17 protein-coding genes are annotated in these 18,659 nt (G+C 35.2%); 15 read left to right on the forward strand and 2 right to left on the reverse strand.

Going from position 1 to position 18,659, the window contains the following annotated elements; genetic code table 11:
• The first annotated feature begins 1 nt into the window (after position 1).
• The 7 genes from brxL to G558_RS0108940 all read left to right on the forward strand — a co-directional run bounded on the left by brxL (position 2) and on the right by G558_RS0108940 (position 9,378).
• A complete protein-coding gene (gene brxL, locus G558_RS0108890) occupies positions 2-2,047 on the forward strand; it encodes a BREX system Lon protease-like protein BrxL (RefSeq protein WP_028829865.1) in 2,046 nt (681 codons plus the stop codon).
• A gap of 721 nt (positions 2,048-2,768) precedes the next feature.
• On the forward strand, positions 2,769-4,760 hold the full coding sequence (locus tag G558_RS13455; protein ID WP_051188614.1) for an FRG domain-containing protein: 1,992 nt from the start codon (positions 2,769-2,771) through the stop codon (positions 4,758-4,760).
• A 46-nt stretch (positions 4,761-4,806) separates the two neighbouring features.
• Positions 4,807-5,379, forward strand: coding sequence for a hypothetical protein (locus tag G558_RS13460; protein WP_051188615.1), 573 nt, complete (start codon positions 4,807-4,809; stop codon positions 5,377-5,379).
• An 82-nt stretch (positions 5,380-5,461) separates the two neighbouring features.
• The gene (locus G558_RS0108915) at positions 5,462-5,905 is read left to right on the forward strand and encodes a hypothetical protein (protein ID WP_028829866.1); all 444 of its coding nucleotides are present in this window, start codon (positions 5,462-5,464) and stop codon (positions 5,903-5,905) included.
• A 449-nt stretch (positions 5,906-6,354) separates the two neighbouring features.
• Positions 6,355-6,990, forward strand: coding sequence for a hypothetical protein (locus G558_RS0108920; RefSeq protein WP_028829867.1), 636 nt, complete (start codon positions 6,355-6,357; stop codon positions 6,988-6,990).
• Positions 6,991-7,667: 677 nt separating this feature from the next.
• Positions 7,668-8,006 (forward strand): hypothetical protein, encoded by a 339-nt coding sequence (locus tag G558_RS0108935; protein ID WP_028829868.1) that lies wholly within the window; start codon positions 7,668-7,670, stop codon positions 8,004-8,006.
• A gap of 34 nt (positions 8,007-8,040) precedes the next feature.
• Positions 8,041-9,378, forward strand: coding sequence for a sensor domain-containing diguanylate cyclase (locus tag G558_RS0108940; RefSeq protein ID WP_028829869.1), 1,338 nt, complete (start codon positions 8,041-8,043; stop codon positions 9,376-9,378).
• 63 nt (positions 9,379-9,441) lie between these two features.
• On the opposite strand, the gene G558_RS0108945 is transcribed toward G558_RS0108940, so the two are convergent.
• Together G558_RS0108945 and G558_RS0108950 are read right to left on the reverse strand one after the other, a co-directional pair.
• Positions 9,442-10,629, reverse strand: coding sequence for a CynX/NimT family MFS transporter (locus G558_RS0108945; RefSeq protein WP_028829870.1), 1,188 nt, complete (start codon positions 10,627-10,629; stop codon positions 9,442-9,444).
• 13 nt (positions 10,630-10,642) lie between these two features.
• A complete protein-coding gene (locus tag G558_RS0108950; RefSeq protein ID WP_028829871.1) occupies positions 10,643-11,290 on the reverse strand; it encodes a FadR/GntR family transcriptional regulator in 648 nt (215 codons plus the stop codon).
• Positions 11,291-11,484: 194 nt separating this feature from the next.
• On the opposite strand from G558_RS0108950, the gene G558_RS13870 reads away from it, so the two are divergent.
• The 8 genes from G558_RS13870 to G558_RS0108990 all read left to right on the forward strand — a co-directional run bounded on the left by G558_RS13870 (position 11,485) and on the right by G558_RS0108990 (position 18,639).
• Positions 11,485-12,537, forward strand: coding sequence for an IS1096 element passenger TnpR family protein (locus tag G558_RS13870; RefSeq protein WP_084502868.1), 1,053 nt, complete (start codon positions 11,485-11,487; stop codon positions 12,535-12,537).
• 17 nt (positions 12,538-12,554) lie between these two features.
• Positions 12,555-13,859 carry a sensor histidine kinase gene (locus G558_RS0108960; protein ID WP_028829872.1) on the forward strand — a complete coding sequence of 435 codons (1,305 nt, stop codon included), beginning with the start codon at positions 12,555-12,557 and terminating at the stop codon, positions 13,857-13,859.
• Positions 13,834-14,622: a LytR/AlgR family response regulator transcription factor gene (locus G558_RS0108965; RefSeq protein WP_028829873.1), complete on the forward strand. Its 789-nt coding sequence runs from the start codon at positions 13,834-13,836 to the stop codon at positions 14,620-14,622. The genes G558_RS0108960 and G558_RS0108965 overlap by 26 nt, the downstream gene beginning before the upstream one ends.
• A gap of 95 nt (positions 14,623-14,717) precedes the next feature.
• Positions 14,718-16,253, forward strand: coding sequence for a Na+/H+ antiporter NhaC (nhaC, locus tag G558_RS0108970; protein WP_028829874.1), 1,536 nt, complete (start codon positions 14,718-14,720; stop codon positions 16,251-16,253).
• Positions 16,254-16,280: 27 nt separating this feature from the next.
• Positions 16,281-16,694 carry a hypothetical protein gene (locus G558_RS0108975; protein ID WP_028829875.1) on the forward strand — a complete coding sequence of 138 codons (414 nt, stop codon included), beginning with the start codon at positions 16,281-16,283 and terminating at the stop codon, positions 16,692-16,694.
• A 23-nt stretch (positions 16,695-16,717) separates the two neighbouring features.
• The gene (locus G558_RS14460) at positions 16,718-16,963 is read left to right on the forward strand and encodes a hypothetical protein (RefSeq protein WP_028829876.1); all 246 of its coding nucleotides are present in this window, start codon (positions 16,718-16,720) and stop codon (positions 16,961-16,963) included.
• On the forward strand, positions 16,942-17,133 hold the full coding sequence (locus tag G558_RS0108985) for a YwbE family protein (RefSeq protein ID WP_028829877.1): 192 nt from the start codon (positions 16,942-16,944) through the stop codon (positions 17,131-17,133). The genes G558_RS14460 and G558_RS0108985 overlap by 22 nt, the downstream gene beginning before the upstream one ends.
• 99 nt (positions 17,134-17,232) lie before the next feature.
• Positions 17,233-18,639 (forward strand): multicopper oxidase family protein, encoded by a 1,407-nt coding sequence (locus G558_RS0108990; protein ID WP_028829878.1) that lies wholly within the window; start codon positions 17,233-17,235, stop codon positions 18,637-18,639.
• The last annotated feature ends 20 nt before the right edge of the window (positions 18,640-18,659 follow it).

Here is an 18,659-nt window from a genome sequence, read left to right on the forward strand (position 1 = left end):
GATGAGTTTTGATAGAATTGATGAGATTGCTGCCTCAGCATTAGATGGATATTTAGTAAAAAAAGATCTAGTTAGAACATTTAGCAGACAATTTCCTGTACCTACTTATGTAGTGGAGTTTATGCTTGGGCGTTACTGCGCAAGTACTGATGAGGATGAGATCCAAGAAGGAATTGAAATTGTTCAAAAGCAACTAAAATCAAAAACTGTAAAAGCAGGAGAACAAGAGCTGTTTAAAGCTAGAGCCAGAGAGCAAGGCGAAGTAAGAATAATTGACATAATCAACGCAAGATTAGATGAAAAAAGCGATTCGTATGTAGCGACTCTACCTAGTTTACAATTAAAAGATGTTCGTATTTCAGCGGAGTTAGTGAGTGAGCATGAAAGAATACTAACTGGAGGATTTTATGCTGAAGTATCCTTAGTTTATGATGCTGCAATTGCTCAAGAAAATAGAGGTAGACCATTCGGTATTGAGAGTATTCGTGCAATACAGTTATCTCAGAGAAACGTTCTCGATGTGCTTGCAGAGGCAAGAAAGGAATTCACAACAGAGGAATGGAAAGATTTTCTTCTGAGAAGCATAGGGATAGAACCAAGCGGCTTGAATAATCGCGGCAAAGATGCTTTTTTCTTGAGAATGGTCCCTTTTGTTGAGAGAAACTATAATTTAGTTGAATTAGGGCCACGAGGAACTGGTAAGAGTCATCTTTTTCAGCAGGTTTCTCCTTATGCTCATCTGGTTTCCGGAGGGAAAGCCACTGTAGCAAAGATGTTTGTTGACAATAATAGTGGTCGACGTGGATTAGTATGTCAGTATGATGTAGTATGTTTTGATGAAGTCTCAGGGATTTCATTTGATAAAAAAGACGGAATTAACATTATGAAAGGCTATATGGAATCAGGTGAATTCAGTCGAGGCAAAGAGAGTATAAGAGCAGATGGAAGCATAGTCATGGTTGGTAACTTTGATGTTGATGTTGAGCAGCAACAAAGGATAGGACATTTGTTTGGACCGTTACCAGCAGAAATGCGTGATGATACAGCTCTTATGGATAGAATACATTCCTATTTGCCTGGATGGGATGTTCCGAAGATAGGAAAAGATATTTTGACAAATCATTTTGGGTTAGTAAGTGATTTTCTGTCTGAGTGTATGAGTCAACTTAGACTTCAAAGTAGAGTTTCAGCTATTCAGGGGAGAGTACACTTTGGTGGGGCATTAAGTGGACGTGATACAAACGCAGTTAATAAGACAGTTAGCGGTTTGCTTAAACTAATGTATCCTGGAGATGATAGCGAAATTCTGGATGAAGATGTTGAATGGGCTGTTAGGTTAGCAATGGAGAGTAGAAGAAGAGTAAAAGAACAACAAAAAAGGATTGGAGCAGCGGAGTTTAGAAATACACATTTCAGCTATGTTATGGGAACAGAGGGAGTCGAAAAATATGTCTCAACTCCTGAACTGCAAAGCGAAAATAGTATAGGAATTGATCCTCTTGAACCGGGACAAGTATGGACTATTAGTCCTGGAGGATTCGATGAACATCCTGGATTGTTTAGAATCGAAGCTACTGAAGGACCTGGGAGTGGAGTTAAAATCCTCAATAAACCTATTCCTGCAGCTTTTAAAGAAAGTGTTAGCTATGCTGAACAGAATTTATATTCAAAAAGCAAGTTATTAGTTGGTGATAAAGATCCTAGATCTCATGAATTTGCATTGCAGCTGAGAGCATTTGATTCGGCAAAAAGCGGTGCGAAGATAGGCGTAGGTGTGCTAATTGCTTTATGCACAGCGATGCTTAAGAAGAGCGTTCGAGGTGGTCTGATAGTTGCTGGGGAAGTAAATTTAGGAGGATCTATTGATACGGTTCACAATCCGGTCTCATTGGTTGAAATAGCAGTTGAAAAAGGAGCAACGTCTATCTTGATGCCTGTATCCTGTAGAAGACAATTATTTGATTTATCGGATGATATGGCTACTAAAGTTGACATCCAGTTCTATTTAGACTCAAGAGAGGCTTTATTAAAATCAATCGTAGAATAATTTAATAGCTTATAAAAACTCAAATTGAAGTTTTTAAAGCTAACTAGATTTATTTAATGAGATTATCTCAAATCCGAAGGATTATTTTAAGGTAACGACTATCTACAGCTTACAATTAAATGGACAGATTATTATAGATACTGAACAAATTACCCCTATTATTGATACAGAAGAATACTTAATAAAAATAGCGAATAAGAAACAAGAAGAGTTTATAAATAAAAAGAAAAAACACGGTACACTTGTAGAATTGATTTTTGGAAACAGCTACTACAAGCTATGAATGAGAGGTCTGATCTATTTTAAAACATTATTCCGTCTAAGGATAATTGGATAGGTTGTGGTAGTGACTACAGCGGCTTGGCATATATGGTTTTTGTTACTGTAAACTACGCAAGGATTTAACTATGGTTTAACCAAGGGATTGCAATAAGAGAACAAAGAACTATTTTACAGCATCTATGAATCATACAAGGCCAGAATTGAATTGTCATTCGGAGATTAGTTTTACTGACAAATACTGAATGAGGGTAAAAGGCGGCAGGATAGAATATTGGCTTAAAGATGTTAGCGTATTCAATGAGGAGGATTTGGATAAAATGATATCTTTCATGACAATGAATATGTTTAAGTTTGAAAAATCCATAAAAGGTGTTCTTCGTGATGTGATTAAGAAATAGATTTAATAAATAGATGTGTGAATGATAGAGGTGATAATAGTATGGAGCAGGTAAACACAGTTGATGATTATTTAAAAAAGCTATCGAGGTATGATATTTATAGTAATATCTTTTACAGAGGACAATTGGAAAAATATAAGAGTATCACATCAAGTATATCTAGAAATGAAGGATACACAATTAACGAAAGTGCAATTTTCAACGAAACTGTAGAAATGAAATCTATAGAATTCATGGATTTGCCAACCCCTATTGAACGATTGTCAAAAATGCAACATTATGGTATTCCAACGAGACTTGTGGATTTATCCGTTGATCCATTAATTGCACTTTTCTTTGCTGTTCAAAATGTTGATGATGACTCACATGGAAACGTATATGTGTTTATTCAACCTGAGCATAATCTTAACGACAAAAGAATTAAACTATTATCGCTCCTTGCGACATTGGATACGTTAGATATAAAGACTATTAAAAATTCATTTTCTGAATGTTACTTAGATGAAATAACAGAAGAAGAAATAGTTGAATTTGCGTCAGGAGGGGCTTTTCTAAAGAATTCAATGGAGCTTCAAAAATCTAATGAACGTTTATATTGTCAAAAAGGTACTTTTGCAATATGTGGTAATAAAATAATAGGTGCGGAGTTTCAGAAGTCCGTACTTCCACTCGATTCAATAGAACCAACAATGCAGATAAGGATTCCTTTTGAGCATAAGAAGGTAATTAAGAAGGAATTGGATGATAAATATGACATTAATGAAACTACAATATATCCTGAGTTTCCATCGGTTGCAGATTATCTGAAGGAGAAGTACAGGAAAATAAATTTTGATTTGCATGGTGCATACAATATTCTTAAAGTACAAGATATTTCTCATGCGGGTGCTAGACGATGCTCTATTGTGGCGGTATTAAATAAATCTCTACGGATTGAAGAAATTAAACAAATAGGAATCCAGATCATTAAGCATTACAAAGATAAGAATGATGTTGTTTGGGTTTATATTGCGAAGAATGGCGATGACTATATTATGAAGAATTGGATGATCAGAGGGCAATGGATTAGAGAGTCTCTAGAGGAGAAATTTAAACCGCTTTTAATTGGTGAAGTAGACGAACTAGGATATATTTGGCGTTTTGAAAAGTCTTATAGCACTTTAGCAGATTATTATGATGAATATGTCTTTGTTGATGACAAAATTCTATACACACAAAATATGAAAACTTTTGATGCGTTCAAACCACATTATGAATATATGTTGAACGCCTTTGAGAGTGAGGAAATGAAGGATCTAGAAGACTATGTCTTTGATAATTCAAGTAAAATAACTAAGTTCTTTTTAAAGTTTGGTGACTATGGGAATTCAAGAAATAAAGATTTTAATAAATACTTAAATAATTTTCAAGAAATCGCATTGCAGCTTGATAATGTAGTTTTGTGGTTAAAGAAGGAAGAGCTAAATATTCGTTCAAAAAGATACCAGATTTCAAAGTGTTTAAAAGACGCTAAATTGAATTTCGATACAATACAGGAGCAATCATTGTACTGGAAAAAAACCATCAATCTATCTGATGAAGAATACAATGAGATAGACATTGGAGAAATTGAAAGAAAAGAATATCAATATAAACAAACGATACCAATCAATGCAGCGGGCTTAGAGGTTACCTTTGATATTACTATCTACCAGAACAGTGACAATACAGTTAACATAAAGGGTGAGACTAATTTATTTGATAATGCATCATTAATGATTTCCTTGAGAAATTGTAATGGTTTGTTATTAGCGCAAAATAAGTCGTTAGTAGATAAAGGAGAATTTGATTTTGGTAGACTTGGGAAAAAAGGAGTTGGTTTAGATAGAGGAAAGTATAAAGCAAATATAACGCTTGCCATCCCTTCGGTTCAAAATAAAGAGTTTGTTCAAAAAGCAGGAATAGAGTATGAAAATTTAATAGGTGAATTTGTTGATAGATTTGGTCTTGGACCAACAGTAAGCTATACAGAAGAGTTTGAAATTATTTTTTAGAGAAGAATAACTTATTTTTCGTCATTTTAAGGAAAGAGGTGATGTTGTGGCAATTAAGTACAATAAATGTCCTAGATGCGGCTCTTTAAATGTAATCAAAATTATCTATGGTATGCAAACTCACGATGCTTTCTTGATGACTGAGGAAGGAAAGATAAAGCTTGGTAGTTGCTGCATCACTGATTCAGAACCGGAATATTACTGTAAGGATTGTGAAAATGAATGGGGTAGGCAGATATCTATTGATAAGGCATATAATGAGATTATAAGAATAAAGACATCAGTTGGTGGTTATTTTGGTGGCTATTTTGAAGTGGATATAGATTATGAAAACAGGAAGCTCAAGTGGAGCCATTTATGCGCCGGTGCAGAAGATTATTATGAAAAGACAATCAGACAGAATACTCTTTATAAGTTTATCGATGAGTTAAAAATGCTGAATTTGCTAGACTGGAAGTCTAAGTATATAGAGCCTGACGTTTGTGATGGTACTCAGTGGAGTTTAGAAATTATTAAAAGTGGTCGAAATATAAAGAAGTATGGTGATAACAAGTTTCCAGATGAATGGGATGACTTTTGTAGGTTGATTAGAAATGTATCGGGGAATGTTTTTAGTTAATGAGCATAAGTAGATTCATATATAATTAAAATTATTTCTATAATAGAAAGATAGTTAGAATATCATGATTGGAGGAGTGGTTATGACTAAAATCAACAGCGATTATGTTAAGGAATATTTTTTGGAAGGTGGAAAAATTGTTAGAGATTTAGCTATAAAATTATACGGAGATAGTGTAAATCAAGCCGGAGAGGTAGCCTTTTCAGATGCAATTGAAGTAGGAATTGAAAACACTATAGCAGCACTATATGATGCAGATGTTGTTGATGATGAAATTATTCGTGTTCTAAATAAATTTTGGGGAATTAATAGAGCTGAGGCTGAAGATCGTCTTGTTTTTGAAAAAAGTCAAGCCACAATTAGAGAGTTAAAACGGTTCTTAAAAATGGAGGGATACTCTTCCGGTAAGATCAACGAATTTATGAAATCTAATAAGGTATCAATAAAGATAAGACATAACAATGAATTATGGAAATTAAGAAATGATCCTAAGAGACTGATGAAAGAGGTTCAAGAAGCAAAATAGCCATCAATTTCCAGTTTTATTCATGAATCAATAAAAAATTACTTAACTTCTCAATGTTTCTATCGTAAACGACAAATTGTCGGTAACTTAAAATAATCCTTCGGAGATGAAATAATCTAATTAAGTAAATATAGTTAGCTTTAAAAACTCAAATTTACGATTTTTTAAAGTTTTTAAAGTTAACTCTAAAAACTCGGAGGATTATTTAATGAGTACAAAATAGCACTACTAAAGAATAACGGATTTCTCAGTGGTTTCCAATTGTGAAAACCTAGTTGAAGTGTAAATTACCAAATGTAGTTGATATAATGATAGTAGAATTATAGACGGTATATGATCACTAATATATTTTTGTGTGATTTAAAATCAAAAAGGAACAATTAAGGCTTATCATGGATAGGTGATGAAGAGTTAGGTATATTAGAACTGCTTGAAACGAGGTAAATAATATGATAGATCAGTTAGAAAAACTTAAGGGATTGATGAACGGAAATGACAACGAGATAGAATCAATGTACGGTATAATATTAGCGGTAGCCACTAATATTGTACCATGCACAATATTTATATTTTTTTACAAAAGATCATATTTTATAGAATGGGATTTATGGAAATTAATACTTATATCTATATCACTAACATCACCTATTTATATGTTAAATTATTGGATTATTAATATGCAGATAAGTATAAATATATTATCCAGCCCTCAAAAATTAGCTCATCAAGCATATGAGAGTGTAATTAAAAACCAAACAAAAAAAAGTTCAGAAAAATACTCAGATGAAAAAGTAAGAGAAATTATTATTGATGAGCTGTATACCACTCTTACTACAAAAAATAAAAATACATTATATATAACTAGTAAAAAGATGCTCATTGTGTTTTCTATAACTTTAATTGGCTTTTATTATTTGAATTTATCAGAGTATTTATTACAAAACAAATTATTAATTTTTTTATATATTGAGTTAATATTCTTTATAATTCCGACAATTAGTGATGGGTTTGCTTTAAAGAAAAAACTAAAAGAACCCAAAGATAGAGAAATACAAACCATAATAGAGAGTGAGGACGTAAAATAGCAAGTTGACAATTATTTTGACGATTTTATAGAAAAATTTTAAATTTACGATTAAAAAAACAAAAATGTTACAAAGTAAATGGTATTGTCGTAATTATTACTCTCTTAAGGCATTAGGAGATGGTCTGTAAATTATGAGAGCATAAAACAGAGTGATATAAATAACTTGATCCATTGGGTGCGCAGATACACCTCTTGTATAAGAAAGGCCCTATGCCAAAATTTAGTAAAACTTAAAACGAGAAAACAATATTCACATTAACCTGCCAAAACACATGAATTGTACCATGCAAAGGCTTTTGGGGCACTTTTCACTACCCCAAGCCAAAAGAAAGGAACTATATGAAAGAATACAGCAGTTACAGAGCATATAGAGGGAATGTAATATACAGCCAGGATAAAGATACTTTGCTCAGCAAAGATAATTAATATATATTGGTTGCTGATGGACTTGTAAAAGAAATCTGCAGTCAGCTTCCAGACGGCTTTCCCAGAGAAAATATAATAGACTGGGGGAATCATCTTATCATTCCTGGTTTTTGCGATATGCAAGAAAGGTGTATTCCTGGTTTGTGGATGAGCTGTTACGCCAGGGAACTTTGCATGTGAACTGTTTCCCTTCTATTCATTATGAATCATCTGAAATTCTGTTCGACATACTTGAGCAAAGGGGATTGTTTGCGTTCACAGGCAAGCTTAATATGGATCAGAACAGCCCTGAATATTATATCGAGTTATCAGAACAAGCTGATTGGACAAAGGCCAACTATAATGGCGCACTGCATTTTCATGGATGATGATGTTCTGGCATTAATGAAAAATCCGAACTGTATGGCGGTTCACTGCCAGGATGCAACTGCAAAACTATCAGAAGCTTTCTATATGGCAACCCGTTCAGGTGGAAGGTATTTCAATAACGTGGGGGCATTTGACGAGGGATATTGCTTCAATGCATTAGTAATTGATGACAGAAGTATCCGCATGAGGTATATTCTGGGAAAAGAAGTTATAATATAGAAGTAAATATGTGAAGAGAGGAATCGAGTTATTTATGGAAGGAATGTATTTGAAAAATGAGTTGTATAATTTAGTCAAAAACGATACCAATATTTTTGAATTTATACAATCAGGTTCTTTAGATGGGATCTGGTATTGGGATTTAGAAAATCCTGAAATGGAGTGGATGAGCCCTAAATTCTGGGAAACACTGGGTTATAATCCAGATGAAAAAAAGCATTTGGCAAGTGAATGGCAGGATATTATCTTTCAGGAAGACTTGAAATTAGCTATAGAGAATTTTGGAAAACATTGTGCAGATTCTAATCATCCATATGATCAAATTGTACGATACAAACATAAAAATGGGTCTACGGTCTGGATAAGATGCAGGGGTTTAGCTATAAGAGACAAAAATGGAAAAGCCATTCGTATGCTGGGAGCGCATACTGATATCACGGACCTGAAAGAAAAAGAAAAAGAGATTACAAGGCTAACTAAAGAATATGAAAAAGTATTTAATGGGACTCAGGATGCCATGTTTCTGATAAAAGTACTGAAAAATGGTGAATTCCGTTATGTTCGAAATAATCTTGCCCATCAGAATAAGACAGGTATTCTTCTTGAACAGATAATGAATAAATCTCCACAAGAATTGCTTGGTAAAGAAATGGGAGATATTGTTTCAGAAAACTATAAAAGATGCGTTGTGGCCTGTAATAGTATCGCATATGAAGAAGAATTAAATTTACCTGTTGGGGAACGTATTTGGTTAACGACTTTAACTCCCATTATTGAAGATGATAAAGTGTCTCACATTGTAGGTTCAGCAACAGATATAACAGAGCGCAAAAAATTGGAAATAGAGCTGGAAAAACAAGCCAACTTCGATAAGCTAACAGGACTTCCTAACAGGAGATTGTTTTTTGAGAGATTAGAGAGACTAATTCTTGAAAGTGAAAGAGATAATACTCAGTTTGCACTGCTTTTTATTGATTTAGATGGATTTAAAGACATCAATGACAGCTATGGGCATGAAGCTGGGGATGAGGTTTTAATATCTGTAGGACAACGAATTCAAAAGTATATCCGAAAGTCAGATACAGCCGCAAGAATGGGTGGAGATGAATATTCAGTGATTCTACGAGGTATTAGAGATAAAAAAGAGATTGGCAATGTAGTTCAAAAGATCCATAGGGCATTGCAGGAAGTTATGCATATAGGGGATAATGAATGTTATATGAACTCTTCTATTGGTATTGCAATCTATCCTGACAGTGGTAAAGACAGTGAAACTTTGTTGAGAAATGCAGATTCCAGAATGTATGAAGTGAAAAGAAATGGTAAGGGTGGATTTGAATTTTTTGAAGATTCATTTGTCGAGAATATATAAGGTCCAACTCTACAACCGAAAAAATTAACGGAAGCGCCAACATAATTGACAACTTCCGTATTTCTATTCTTTAACTGTAATATCATTACCGGCTTGTAAACCGATAAAAGAAAGCAAAATAATTAAACCTATAAAAATCATAATTGGAACAGACCAGCTATACGTAAAATCATATATTGTTCCCATCAAAGTAGGGCCAATTGCTGCCAACAAATATCCTGCAGATTGCGACATTCCCGAAAGCTCAGATGCCTTTTGGGGATTTGGACTTCTAAGTGAAATAAAAGCAATAGATAAGCTTATACTTCCGCCCATACCTAAAGACATCAGCAATACAGAAAGCACTAAAACAAATGGAGATGTCCCTATTAAAAATAGCAACATTCCAATTAAATAAGTTGAACAGGTAGCCATAACCAAACCTTTTTGATTTTTAAATTTATCGCAGAGGACTGGTATCAGTAATGTAGCAGGAATAGCAACTAACTGATATGTAAGTGCCATATTGCTCGCGAAAGAGTGATCCATACCCTTTGATAGAATTATTGTGGGAAGCCATGCAACCATAGAATAAAAAAGAAGTGACTGTATACCCATAAATATTGTTACAGACCATGCGGTTTTACTTGTCCATATTGAGGTTGAGGAAGTAGAAGCTGAAGTTAATACCGTATCTTTCCTTTCATCAGTTTTTTCTTTTTTAAGCTGTGGCGTCCAAATGACAAGTGTAAACAGCGTGAGCATAAACCATACTGCGAGTGCATTTTTCCAACCTAAATTAAAGCCTTTTGCAAGCGGCATACTGACACCTGCTCCGACAGCGGCGAAAATGCACATTGAAGATGTGTAAACACTTATCATTTTACCAATATTTTTTCCAAATTTCAGCTTGATAATACTTGGAATCAGTACATTGCCGATGGCAATGCCGATACCTAATAAAGCTGTGCCGATAAACAAACCAGACACACCTGTGTAAGAGCGTACGATTTCACCCAGCATAATGATAATAAGACCGAAAAGCATGGTTTTTCCATATCCGAGCTTCTTCGATATATTAGATACAAAAGGAGAAACCACAGCAAATGCAACTAAAGGTAAAGTTGTAATAAATCCAGCCATTCCTGTTGTAAGATCAAATTCTTCTGAAATTAGGTTTACAACAGATCCTACGGCTGTGATGGGTGCTCTCAGATTGAAGGAAATAAATATTATTCCAAGGATAATTAAAATTTTTTCTTTTTTTCTCATTAGCAGGTTCTCCCTATAAATTTATAATTTTTTTTATAGTATTTTTTGCAGAAGCAAGGTCTTTATTTTTGATAGCAGACACTAAATTGCTATGCAATTCGTCTATATAAAGATGTTCATCAATATGGCATATTGTCTTTGATGCTATAAATTCCGAAAAAAACTGTGTAACATATTGATACATTTTGATTAACAATAAGTTATGGGTAGCACAGGCGATAGATATATGAAAATTAATATCTGCTTGTGTATTTTCTTTGATTTCTGTTGACATATTGTTACGTAGCAATAAGCATTGTTCTATCTTTTTAATATCGTCTTCATTCATATGCAGAATTGCAGATTCCACAATGTATACCTCTAATAATGTTCGCACTTCCACAATGTTTTCTTGAGTTACTTCAGTCATCAGACTAAACAAATCAACTTGTAGCCTATCCTTAGCAATTACATAAGTTCCGTTTCCTTGTTTCGACTCAAGTATACCTGCATGAATCAAAGACTGCACTGCTTCACGAACAGTATTTCTGCTTGCACCGTATTGTTTTACAAGTTCAGGCTCAGTGGGCAATTTCTGCCCGACAGTAAAAACATTATTCTTTATCTGCCTCTCTATGTCATCTGCAATTTGTTTAGGTATAGAATATTTTATCGCTTTCATTTTAATCCTCCAATCATCCGATGAATATTTTAATACAAACGACAATAATTGTCAATCATCCTATAGTACAAGTCAAAATGAGAAATCCCTAAATATAAAAAATATGGTAAAATAAATATATTGAACCCATGCGAAATGTTCTGGTAAAAGAAATTATATATAAAGTATGAGAAAGAAATGGAAAGGTGCGGAAAATGAAAGAAAATATAAGTGCGATAAAAAATAAAATTACGCCGGTTCTTCTGCGTTTAGAATTAAAATGTGATTATCTGTCGGATTATCAGAAAAGAATGCTAAAAAGATATGGCGAATCTGCAAGTGGGGAATCCATCATAAGGGATATTCTGATTCCTTCTGATATGCCACTTCACAATCTTCATTATACAATTCAAAAGTTATTTGGATGGCAAAACTCGCACCTGCGCAGTTTTTATTTACCGGAGGATATATATAACAAACTGACAGGAGGTACTGTCAAAGGCTGGTCTGATCTGGTAGGCATACTATTTCAGCCTCCATCTGAATGCGAAGCTGATATTTTCTGGAATGATGATTATGAAAAGGGAAGTTTAAAAGTCTGGCTCAAGAAAAAGTACACAGGTCCGTACATATATGGAGGAACTATGGAACATCCCGAAGCAGCAAGACAAGATGTGCAGAGACTCTTAAAGCGTTTTAAAATGTTAGAAGTTAGGGAACCCTTCAGTGAATATTGGAAACGAGCAGAAAAAGATAAAAATTCTGAAATGAGAATAATAAAAAAAGCTCCATTAATTGAGTTAACCCTGCAGGAGATGAATTCATCTATTATTCTTGATGGTGGAACCGAAAGCTTGTTAGAACGATTAGAAGTAAATAAAGTTATTGCGGCTCAAGGTGAAGATATTAATTTAGAAGGAATTTCCCATGTAACTGAAGAACTTATCTATAATTATGACTTTGGCGATAACTGGAAAATCAAGATAACCAAATATAAAGATTGCGAAGATCTTCTCAAGAATAATATTATTGATGAATATGAACTTAAAGTGGCAGAAGATATTGTAATAAGTAAGCACAAACCGGTTTGTATTAACAAAGTGGGTGTATCTGTGCTGGATGATGTCGGTGGATTAAGCGGGTTTGCTGATTTCTTAGGAACTATATATGAAGGAGAAGACAAGGAAGAAGCATCTGGTGCACGCATGTGGGCAAAGAGCCTGGGCTGCAGGCATCGCCAGGCAGGATGGATGTATTATGGATACTAAAGTAAGAGGTGAACTACGTGAAAGAGATATATTTGCAAAATTATCTTGTTGAAAACTATACACTCATTGCAATGGTGGTAGGTACATATTTTGTTGTTACCATGGAATCAGCGGTAGATATATTTATAAAAAAACGGATGGTTATAAATATGACTCTGCTTTTTATTCTGTCTATGTCGGAATTTTATATGAATTATCTTAAAGACCAGGCTGTATTAGGATTATCGCTCATCATAACAGGTATAATCTATTATTCTCTAAAGCCTTTAGTTATGGCGATACTGATAAATATGGTAGAACCCAAAAATAAAACAATCTATATTCCCGCCATAGTAAATTTTCTTTTTTACTGTGGTGCATTTTTTAAAAACAATGTATTTTATTTTGGAGCTGGTGGAAGCCTGGAAGTTGCACTTTTAGGGCATGCCTTTATTGTTACAGAATGGGTATATTGGGTGATACTTCTTCTTATATTGAATCTGAAATTTTACACAAATAAAAATATAAATCAACTTCAAGCCTTCTTCTGCATAGCATGTCTAATGGCAGCAAATATTATGGAATCAATAGGGATGAGTGTAGGAATATTGAACGAAACTTATGCTGTAGCATTTTTGTTTTATTACCTTGTAATACATGTATATATATCACAGCAGATAAATGAGGAAAAAGAACTAAAACTCAGGGAACAAAGATTATTACTGATGCTTTCACAGATACAGCCTCACTTCTTATATAATACATTAAATACAATAACTGCACTTTGCCGAGTAAATCCGAAGCTTGCAGAGGAAACAACTATAAAATTTTCTGGATATCTTAGGGAAAATATGTACAGCATGGGCGAAAATGACACAAATCCTTTTTCTCAGGAACTAGAACATACAAATATTTATCTGGATATAGAAAAACTGAGATTTGGAGATAGAGTAAAGGTAAAATATGATATAAAATCAGATGATTTTAATATGCCAACTCTGACTTTGCAGCCAATTGTGGAAAATGCAGTTAAGCACGGAATATGCAACAAACTTGAGGGTGGAACCATAAAAATTTCTGCAGAAAAGAAGGGGCGAGATCATATCATAACAATTCAAGATAATGGAATAGGTTTTGAAATAGACAAAGCATTAAATGATGGAAGACCACATGTTGGGATACATAATGTAAAGGAACGGCTAAAAAGTATGGTCAGGGCAGAAATGGAAATTATAAGTTTTATAGGAATTGGAACAACTGTAAGAATTATTATTCCTGGAGAAAGAAAAAATACAAGATTGGAGAGTGGTGAAAGACGTGAAATATTTAGTATTGGACGATGAAATAATTGCAGCAGAGTATCTTGCAGCATTAATACGTGAAGTTGATGAAAAAGCAGAAGTTGTAACAGAAATTAATCCTGTTAAGTCACTGGAACTTGCCAAACAACAGTTTCATGTTTGCTTTGTTGATATACAAATGCCAGGGTTAAATGGAATAGAGTTTGCAAATAAGATTAAGCAATTGTACCCGAAGACTAATTTTATATTTGTGACTGGTTATTCGGACCATATGGGAGAGGCCTTTAGACTCGATGCAAGTGATTATATAATGAAGCCAGCGAACGTAGAGCAGATACGTCACGCACTTGAAAATCTAAGGTATTCATCTCAAGAAAGTCCAGTGGGGGAAGAAAAGCAGAGGATACAGATAAGCTGTTTTGGAAATTTTGATATACTTATAGATGAAAAACCTGTAAAATTTAAATTTGACAAGACAAAAGAACTTTTAGCATATCTTGTTCATCGAAAGGGCACAAGATGTACTTCAAAGGAAGTAATTGCAAATCTATGGGAAGAAGAAGGGCATGATTCTTACTATAGGATGCTGAAAAAAGATTTGCAGGATGTGCTTAACGAACTTGGATGTGGAAAAATAATATATAGTGAAAGAGGGCAGGTTGGATTGGCAAACTTAGAATGTATAGAGTGTGACTACTTTAAGTGGATAGAAAATATGGTGGAGGGAAGAAAATTCTATCATGGAGAATACATGGCTCAATATTCTTGGGCGGAAGAAGTTAATGCTTTTATTAATATGCATTGACACTTCCTTGACATTTTATTGACACTTCCTTGACGGAGAGAATGTTATACTGAAATTGTAATTTTGTACATTATAATATTTTTGGAGGTGTTTTTATGAACGAAAAGAACAAAGTGATCAGATTACCCAACAAAGTAGAAGCCATTATTCCAATTGTTTTTCTTTTGACAATAATGATTACAAACTATGCACTTGGGTGGGGACTCGATCCTCATATTCCTGTAACTCTTTCATGTGGAGTTGCTATGCTTATTGGAAAACTGTGTGGCTATAACTATAAGGAAATGCTTGCGGCAGGACTTGAAGCGGTTAATCAGTCCCTTGAAGCAATAATTATAATTCTTCTTGTAGGATGCCTGATTGGTTCATTTACTGCATCTGGAACTATCCCAGCAGTAGTATATTATGGACTAAAGCTACTTACACCAGCTATATTCCTTCCATTTGTGACAATTCTTTGTGCAGTTGTAGGGATTGCACTGGGTTCGGCATGGACAGTATCAGCAACGCTTGGTATTGCATTTATGGCTATAGGGACAACAATGGGGTTAAACCCGGCACTTATTGCAGGAGCTGTTCTTTCGGGAGCGTGTTGTGGAGACAAGTTCTCACCACTTTCAGATTCAACAAATCTGGCTGCAGGTTCTGCACAGACTGGACTTTTTGATCATGTGGGAGCAATGGTAACTACAACTTTACCAAGTTTAATTATGGCAACATGCATATTTGCATTTTTCTCACTTTCAAACGTTGGAAGTTATGACCCTACGCTTGCAAATGAGCTGTCAGCGGCAATCGTTGAACACTATACATATATGAGCCCAATTCTTCTTATTCCTATTTTACTGATTATAGTAGTAGCGGTAATAAAGATGCCAGCTATTCCTTCGGTAGTACTTCTTTCTTTGATTGGATGTGCATTTGCCTTAATATTCCAAGGGGCTGGAATCGCTGACTGCATCCAAATGCTCCACTATGGATATGAGGCTGAATCAGGAAACGCATTGTTTACAAAACTTGTAAACAGAGGTGGTATGGATAGTATGCTTTGGACTAACAACCTTGTAATAGTTGCGGTTGCTTTTGGTGGTGTACTTCAAAAAATTGGTTCAGTAGAATCACTTCTTGGTGGACTTATCAAGAAAGTTAAAACTCCATTCCAGTTAATTCTAGTTACCATTACAACTTCAATGTTCTGTATTACAACTATGTGTGACCAGTATTTAGGATTAATAATTCCTGCATCAATGTATAAGGATAACTTTGACGAAATGGGTCTTGGAAGAAATATGCTTTCAAGAACACTTGAAGATGGTGGTACTTTATGGTCACCACTTATTCCTTGGTCATCTTGCGGTGCATATCATGCAGCAGTACTGGGTGTTCCAACACTTTCATACTTGCCATATTGCTTCATGAATATAATAAACCCTATTTATGCTATTGTTACTGCAAGCTGGGGTGGAAATATTTTATATGCTGATGGATCAAGAACCAATGCGTTTGGTAAACTAATAAAAGGTCGCGGACCAGCTGCTGCACCAGAAGAAGCATATGAAAAGGCTATGAAAGCTCTTGCAGAAATAAGAAATGCGGAGAATCTTAGTGGCCTGCAGAAAAAAATCAGCTAATACTATCAATATACGAAAGGATATAATATGGAATATTACGGAATCATGCCAGAACGAAAAACGTGGGTAAAAGTTGCAGTTATAATATTGGGAGTTTACACTTTCTATAACTCAGTTGTAAATCGTAACTTGCTTTACCTGCCATTTGGAATTATCATGATTCTTGCAACTTTTTCTGACAGAAAACATGTAATTTCACAAGAAGGTGTGGATATTCTTTATACTGTCTGTGGAACGAAGTTTCATAATATGTGGGACTGGAATGCAATAAATACAATTCATACAGATTCAATCAAATCCAGACCCAATGTAGAAATGCATATTGGTAAAGATGTGATATCTAGAAGGTTTATTTTATCAAAAGATGATGCTAAAAAAGCAGTAGCTATTGCAAGGAAAATGAATTCAAAGATTTATATAGCAGAAATGAATAAAGCTTAATAATTTTGAAGGTGCCTGATGGTTTGAATCAGGCACTTTTTGCTTTCAATTGCAATTATAAGGTTAATATGTTTTCAGGTGGAGAGTTAAAGCGATTGGAGATTGCAAGTGTACTCGCTAGAAAATTAAAGGTTGTGCTATTTGAAGAGCCTAAGGCAGGTATTGATGTTTTAATCGTAGCCGGCTGTGGTATTCATAATTCGGGATGCAATACTGCTCAAAATGATGATTTCTGGAGGATTGTAAAATGGATGGAACAAAGAGAATAAATATCAAGATCGGGTTGACTGTGATGGTTGTACAAAAGCAGGATCAGCGAAGTGGAAAACTTACAGAGGGTACGGTAAGAAGGATCCTCACGAATTCACCTGACCATCACCACGGCATAAAGGGAATGCTTGAGAGCGGAATTGTGGGCAGTGTGAAAGAGATAAAGTAAATTATATGCAACCTTTCGATTGTGGGAGGTTGTCTTTTTGTGGGTATATATGTTTAGATAAGCTAATGTTTATAATCAGGAAGATCAGTGAGGTGAATAATGATGAGTAAAAAACATAAATATATATACATTTTGTTATCTGCAATAATTGCGACAGCAGCAATCCCCGGTTGCAGTGACATAAGAAATACGGCATTTGAAGAGGCTGAAACAGCAGGCCTCCCGGTTCCTGCGCTGCTTGAGGATAGCAACTCAGATCCAGAAGTAGCAGATTATGAGCTGACTGCTCAGTTTGGAAGCAGTACATTTTTTGAAGATAAGAAAACTCAGACTATGGGCTACAATGGAAACTTTTTGGGACCGGTCGTGATTGTAAAAAGAGGCGAACAAGTGAATATGCATGTAAAAAATGACTTGGACGAGGATACATCGGTTCACTGGCATGGGCTGAAGGTGAGCGGGGACAAGGACGGAGGACCTCATCAGACAATAAAGCCGGGAGAAATCTGGGAGCCTTCATTTGTCATAAATCAGCCTGCTGCAACGCTGTGGTTCCATCCTCATGTGATTGGAAGCACTGCAAGTCAGGTTTATTATGGTCTTGCAGGGGTTATGATTGTTGAGGATGATGTAAGCGAAGAGCTTGATCTGCCAAAGACATATGGGGTCGATGATATACCCCTCATTTTGCAGGACAGGAGCTTTAATAGTGATGGCAGCTTTAACTATAATTCAAACATGATGGATGGGGCTGTCGGGGACACGATCATAGTGAATGGGGCAATTGCTCCTACGCTTGAGGTAAGCCAGGTAAAAATGAGGTTCAGGATAATTAATGGTGCGAATGCAAGTAACTTCAACCTTACTGTGGACGATGGTGCGCAATTTCATCAGATAGCGTCGGATGGAGGATTTTTAGAAAGTCCGGTTCTCGAAAAAAGCCTGTTCATTTCTCCGGGTGAGCGTGCCGAAATTATTGTTGATTTCAGCAGGTTTGAGAAAGGCCAGACTGTAGCCATGAAGAGCGGTGACTCTGATGTGATGTATTTCAGAATTGCTGATTCTCAGAAAGATGATACAATTATACCAGATGAGCTTGCAGAGATTGAAAGAATGAAGATTGATTCTTCGACACCTGTTAAAAGGATTGAGCTCGATGGGATGGGCCACATGGTTGCAATAAATGGCAGAAAATTTGACATGGAAAGAATAGATGATGTTGTCGAGCTTGGAGTTATCGAGGTATGGGAAATCACGAGTGCAGCTTCGATGATGCACAGCATGGGGCATCCTTTCCACATTCATGGTGTGCAATTTCAGATTTTGTCAAGAAGCTCAGGCCAGCTTAGCAGCAATGAGCTTGGCTGGAAGGACACAGTTTTTGTTGCCCCTGGTGAAATAGTTAAAATAATGGTTCAGTTTGAGGAAAAAGGTATTTTCATGTATCATTGCCACATACTTGAGCATGAAGAAGCTGGAATGATGGGGCAGATAAGGGTCAAATAGTTAATAAAGTAGAAGGAAGG

Source organism: Proteocatella sphenisci DSM 23131 (assembly GCF_000423525.1).
Taxonomy (GTDB): Bacteria; Bacillota; Clostridia; order Peptostreptococcales; family Filifactoraceae; genus Proteocatella; species Proteocatella sphenisci.